Origin of the sequence: Alkalihalobacillus deserti (genome assembly GCF_020734105.1) — a bacterium.
Taxonomy (GTDB): Bacteria; Bacillota; Bacilli; order Bacillales; family Bacillaceae_D; genus Halalkalibacter; species Halalkalibacter deserti.
Map to the genome: position 1 here is coordinate 1 of NZ_JAJAFR010000050.1, position 4,945 is coordinate 4,945.

A 4,945-nucleotide genomic window follows, 5' to 3' on the forward strand; every position below is an offset into this window, starting at 1 on the left:
CGCTCGACTTGCATGTATTAGGCACGCCGCCAGCGTTCGTCCTGAGCCAGGATCAAACTCTCCATAAAAGTGCTTGATTTGTGCTCAAACTGTATCGCTAACGATACGTTGTGATTTTACTAAATCACTTAAAATTGACGAGATAACATGTATCTCTTTTTCGCTTGGCTTTTGTTCAGTTTTCAAAGAACTCGTTTTGTCACTCGTTTATTAGCGACAAAATCTATTGTATCACATAAATTAATTCCGCGCAACAATTTCTTTTAAGAAGTTTTTATTTGCTCGGAATGTCTTTTCTGTCGTTGTTAGCGACAAGTAATAATATATCACATACAATAATTCCGTGCAAGTCTTTTTTTATAATTAATTTTTAGTCAGCTTTAATAAGCTATCATAACTTCTTTTAGATAACAACAATAAATTATAAGTGAGTTAAGTCTTCTTCTATATAATAAGGAACATTTTAAGAGTTCTTCTATTAATAAGAAGACAACCTATCGTTCTGGGAATGTAACAAAAAAGGCAGTGCTATAGGTAGCGACTGCTGGGAGGCTTTTTTATTATCGTCGTACCTATTTATCGAGTTATTTGCTGCTCTAGCAGCACCATCTAATAAATTTTTGTCATCACTTGTATAGCTTCTTCTTCTATTGTAATGCCCTTTAGTGTGGCTATTCGTTCTAACTTCGTTATTAGTGCATCGTTAAGTGTGATCGTTACTTATTTGCTCATTATTTCGTCTGCTTTCTTTTTGCTCGTATTAGCGTACTTTTACTAATGCCTGTGATTTCTTCTACTTGCTTATATGAATTTGTGACTAACAATTCTAGCGCATGGTCGATCTGCTTTTTACTGTACTTGTTTGGTCTTCCTTCTCGGAAATCCTCTCGCTGCTTTGCAATAGCCTTTCCTTCTTGCGTTCTCTCTACAATCATATCACGCTCAAATTCAGCGAAAGAACTCATGATATTAAAAGTTAATCTGCCTGTTGGCGTGTCTTCAACTAACCCCATGTTAAGGACGTGTACTTTAACCCCTTTTTCAAACAACTGCTTCACCTTGTTTATTGCGTCTACTGTTGATCGAGCAAAACGATCTAACTGAGTTACTACTAAAGTGTCCTCTGCTTCTAGTTTAGAAAGAAGCTCCATAAATTTAGGTCGATCTGCTTTCGTTCCTGTAAATTTCTCAGAATAGATAACGTCACAGTTTTCCTTTTTTAGCGCTTGTATTTGTGTCTTTAAATCTTGATTAATTGTACTGACTCTAGCATAGCCATATTTCATTATGTAACCCCTTTTGCTTCTTCACTTATGACACTAAGTAGTGACACCTTTGTATATACTGATACTATCACTTTGAGAATTCGGTGTCAATACTTTTGAGTTATGACACAAGTTAAGGAAAGAAAAAAGTATCACACAAAAAATCGATGGCTCCGTGAGATACTTTTTTAAACAACTCGTCGCTACGCTAACAAGAAATGATCGTTTTAAATCATTTAGAAGAAAAAAAAGAGCATAAGGAAAAAGTGACCCCAACTGTGTTGTGGTGTTAGGCAGAGCCTAACTTTTTCATGGGTACATCAATCCTTACGAATTGTAGACTTTGTGCATACCAACCATTTCCAATTGCATAGTTTGTGCATACCTACAACCATGAATATTCTTTTTTAACACAACAAATAAATTCATTAAAAACCCCAGAACCAGTAAATTGCCTTCTAGCAACAGCGATAAAAAAAACACATAGAAATCCTAGCAATCCTAAGTGTACCTGCGCTGTCCTCACTCCGAGGCTAAGCCCTGAACCCCGTAAATAATAAAATAAGTAGTAATCAACCTTGTCCAGCACTAAACGGAAGCCCTAAAGGGCAGGTATTACATACCCCCTTAATTTAAGCGCAACAACCTGTCACACATTTAATTTTTTCCGAAGTTTACTAATATATGAACGGTCTACCTCTAGCTTCCCCGCTAGTTCCTTCTGAGTTGCGTTAGGATAACACTCCATAGCTTTACGCAGCAAAAAAAGCTTGTCTGCTGTCTGTTCCTTCTGTTGCTCTAAATACTCGCTAAACCCCTGCCGCCACTACCATAAAATTTCATTAGTATAGGTAAGTGGGTTATTTATCTAAAGTCCTGCCTAATGGTCAGAAATGTAAGTATGGAATACCGTGACCATTAGGCAGGACGGAAAACCTTGCAGCGCAAGGTGGTGTAAATAACTTTTGACTATCACTTAGTCTTTCCTGTGGAAGGTATACCTGGAAGCTTAGATATTCGGGATACAAAACAGATAATTAAAGAAGTATTTGAGAGTTAAATACATAGGAAATGACTAAATTGGAAAATTAGTCTACCATCTATCGGCAAGGGATGGTAAAATTATCAGTAATTTAATAGTTCGGACAAATAAAAAAGCCATTTTCCATAATGTTAGTGTTTCCTACGACAACTAACGGAAAATGACTTTCGCCTGTTCCAACACAACAGGTTATTAGATGTGTTCATTGTACCTAATAATTATTGACTTTTCAATAGATTTGTTTTGGTATTTTCACGAATTGTGAAGCATATTCTGTTAACCTTGTTATTTTCAGGTTGATTGAGAGTGTGCTTTTTTGTTTTCCATAAAAAGGGAGACTGAGAAAAATGAAGATTATTGTAAACGAATATTTTAAGGTGTTAATTAATTTAGAAAAGGCAACAGACTATGTAAAAGAGCGCCAGCACATCAAACATAGCTTACTGGATAGCGTTGCTGACGTATTAGGGCGTTCTTATCGTAAAGCAAAAAAAGTAGCTGCTGTTATTGATGAGATAGCTTACAAGGCTTCTGATCGTGGTTTTAGCTTTAACGGACGTGAAACACTTGCGGAAAAGGTAGGTGTCTCTTTGCGTACGGTAGACAATGCTATCAAGCTATTAAAAGAAAGTGGCCGTGTGCATGTGGGTTATCGTGAAAACCCTAATTCGAACGGCGCCAAGACCCCAGTAATTATCTTTAAGGACCACTCTAATTATAAGCGTATTGCATCGATTTTAAAAATAAATTGCGAAGTAGTTTGCGAAGTAGAAATCTCTGAAACTCTAAGTGAGACAAGCATTGAAGGTACAAAAAAAGTTCCTACCAATCTATACCTAAAACAAGAAAAATATAATATATCTCCTTCATTAGAGAAAATTGTTGATTATGTTTCTTTAAAAGTATCTGATGCAGTTGAAAGAAATGGAAAAGGAATTTTTGCCCTATCGTCTTACATTGATAAAGTAATTGCCAGAGAAGAGAATAATGCACTTCACAAAATGAAAAAGACTTACCATAGACGATTAGATCATCAAAGACAACAACTCAAAACTATTCAAGCACCTAGCTTTAATTGGTTAAATGTATAGATAGAGGGAACAAACCTGACATAATAAGGCTTAATATAATGTTCGAGTTTTACAATAATAACCGAGGTAGTGCTAAAGTTATTTATAGTTAAATCTTAAAAATAGTTTTGTGGGCAAATTTCCAAACTACTATTTTGCTCGAACCATTAGGATTACTTGTCTACGGAGGACTTTCTATCAGTGATCCATTTATGACGCACTTATCACTAGTGGTCTACAAAACTTGTCATTACAGCTTTTTTTATAGAAGGTTTTTGTGATTCAACGGTGAAGTGATTATCATATCACTAGTGCATCGCTGTTGAGGAGAAGTGATGAAAACGGGATTAATAGGTCGTTATCAAAGGAGTGAGGATATGATTGATGAACAAAAAATGTGGAAAATAACTGATTTTGCAAAAGAGATCTCTGAACGATCAAAGAGTTCGATTCACTATAATACTGTTGACAATTGGTTCAAAAAATTAGAAGAAAAAAAGATTCATTATATAAACAGAATCGAAGAAACTGACGAGAAGTGTTATAACCAAGAAGATTTAGAAATTGCCTTATTTATCAAAGCCAAACGTGAGGAAAACTGGTCTTTAAATGCTATTTTTCAGCAAATCCCTGATTTTTTCGAAACTCGTCCATTTCCTCAATTGAGCACTAATGATTCACAAATTCTTGATAAAGAGACTTTAAAACGTGAAATCCGGATTGAAATGCAAAAAGCCATGGAAGAAACAGCTGCCGCGCAAATCGCCGAAGTAAAACAACAATATGAACAGTTGAAAAATTTACTGCCACAGCAACGTGATATTGAAAATGCTATTCAAAACTCGTCTAAATTATTACTGGAAAAAGTCCCAAAACAAAAAAGTCCTGAAGAAGAACGTCAGGAACGTTTAAACGACTTATTTACTCAGCGGCGAGTTGAGTCCAAGTTGGAAAATGAGGCCCTGGAGTATTGGTATCAAAAGCCTAAGGAAGAACGAATGAAGAAAGTATGGTGGTTCCGAATTGTGGAGGATTATGAGGCTAAAGACCGCTTTGTAAGACAGTATATTAATCAATACTTTGAAGTAAGAATGAAAGATGAATATGGTTTATAAGAGATTATTTGTGGTTCACAACTACTTTTTATTAAAAAGTTCCCTAAAAAACATAAAAAAGAGCAACGAAAAGTTGCTCTTTTTTATGTTTTTTAAGTTGAGTTAATCAATTACTTTGTATGGCAACGTCCTACTCTCGCAGGGGGAAGCCCCCAACTACCATTGGCGCTGAAGAGCTTAACGACCGTGTTCGGCATGGGAACGGGTGTGACCTCTTCGCTATCGTCACCAGACTTATATTGAACAGCGGATAATTTATCGTTATCGTATTCATATTGAGATGACTCTCTCAAAACTAGATAATGTGTAAACATGTGTCAAGAAAGTATTGGATAAGTCCTCGACCGATTAGTATCTGTCAGCTCCACGTGTCGCCACGCTTCCACACCAGACCTATCAACCTCATCATCTCTAAGGGGTCTTACTGGATTAATCCATGGGAAATCTCATCTT

General features: G+C 36.0%; 3 protein-coding genes and 3 rRNA genes. 2 read left to right on the forward strand and 4 right to left on the reverse strand.

Annotation, left to right across the window (positions count from 1 at the left end):
• Both LDX58_RS25350 and LDX58_RS25355 read right to left on the reverse strand, forming a co-directional pair.
• Positions 1-68 (reverse strand): 16S ribosomal RNA (locus LDX58_RS25350); the annotation flags it as partial.
• 663 nt (positions 69-731) lie between these two features.
• Positions 732-1,286 carry a recombinase family protein gene (locus LDX58_RS25355; RefSeq protein ID WP_227940439.1) on the reverse strand — a complete coding sequence of 185 codons (555 nt, stop codon included), beginning with the start codon at positions 1,284-1,286 and terminating at the stop codon, positions 732-734.
• A gap of 1,368 nt (positions 1,287-2,654) precedes the next feature.
• On the opposite strand from LDX58_RS25355, the gene LDX58_RS25360 reads away from it, so the two are divergent.
• Together LDX58_RS25360 and LDX58_RS25365 are read left to right on the forward strand one after the other, a co-directional pair.
• Complete coding sequence (locus LDX58_RS25360; protein WP_227940441.1) at positions 2,655-3,398, forward strand: helix-turn-helix domain-containing protein; 744 nt, start codon at positions 2,655-2,657, stop codon at positions 3,396-3,398.
• A 314-nt stretch (positions 3,399-3,712) separates the two neighbouring features.
• Positions 3,713-4,492 (forward strand): MerR family transcriptional regulator, encoded by a 780-nt coding sequence (locus LDX58_RS25365; RefSeq protein ID WP_227940442.1) that lies wholly within the window; start codon positions 3,713-3,715, stop codon positions 4,490-4,492.
• Positions 4,493-4,609: 117 nt separating this feature from the next.
• On the opposite strand, the gene rrf is transcribed toward LDX58_RS25365, so the two are convergent.
• Positions 4,610-4,725: ribosomal RNA gene (rrf, locus tag LDX58_RS25370) — 5S ribosomal RNA — on the reverse strand.
• Positions 4,726-4,820: 95 nt separating this feature from the next.
• Positions 4,821-4,945, reverse strand: a 23S ribosomal RNA gene (locus LDX58_RS25375); the annotation flags it as partial.